The 428-nt window shown below is 73.6% G+C and carries 1 protein-coding gene; it reads right to left on the bottom strand.

What is annotated here, in order from left to right:
- Nucleotides 1-16: 16 nt before the first annotated feature.
- The coding region (locus tag AC1DUE_RS20430) for an FAD-dependent monooxygenase (protein ID WP_477041231.1) at nt 17-428 on the bottom strand (412 nt) is incomplete at its 5' end.

The raw sequence follows: 428 nt of genomic DNA, 5'->3' as shown, positions 1-428 counted from the left end.
AACAGACAGCCCGTGGCTACCGCTGCGACATGGGCGTGTTCCTCGTCCCGGCAGCATACGTGTGCTGCGGCGGCCGCCAGTCGGCGATGCCGTCGAAGGTGCGCAGGACGAGGCCGGGCCCGAACCGGGAGACGGCGGACATCAGGGTGTCGCGCAGCGCGACGGCAGGAGGGCTGGCCAGGCGCATCAGCCGGGTCACCTGGGCGGCCTTGCGGACGATGCCGCCGGTACGCGGAACCCGGTCCGCGCTGTATGCGGCGAGGGCTGCCGCGAGGTCGCCGTCGGGCGCCGCGTGATGGGCGAGCACGATGCCGTCCTCGATGGCCTGGTTGCCGCCCTGGCCGAGCGTGGGCGCCATGGCGTGCGCGCAGTCGCCGACCAGGACGGTGCGGCCCCGGTGGAACGCCGGCAGAGGGTCGATCAGATGG

The organism is Cellulomonas sp. P4_A2 (genome assembly GCF_056402515.1).
The sequence above is the reverse complement of the archived record's forward strand: the minus strand, read 5'-3'. Positions and strand labels throughout refer to the sequence as shown.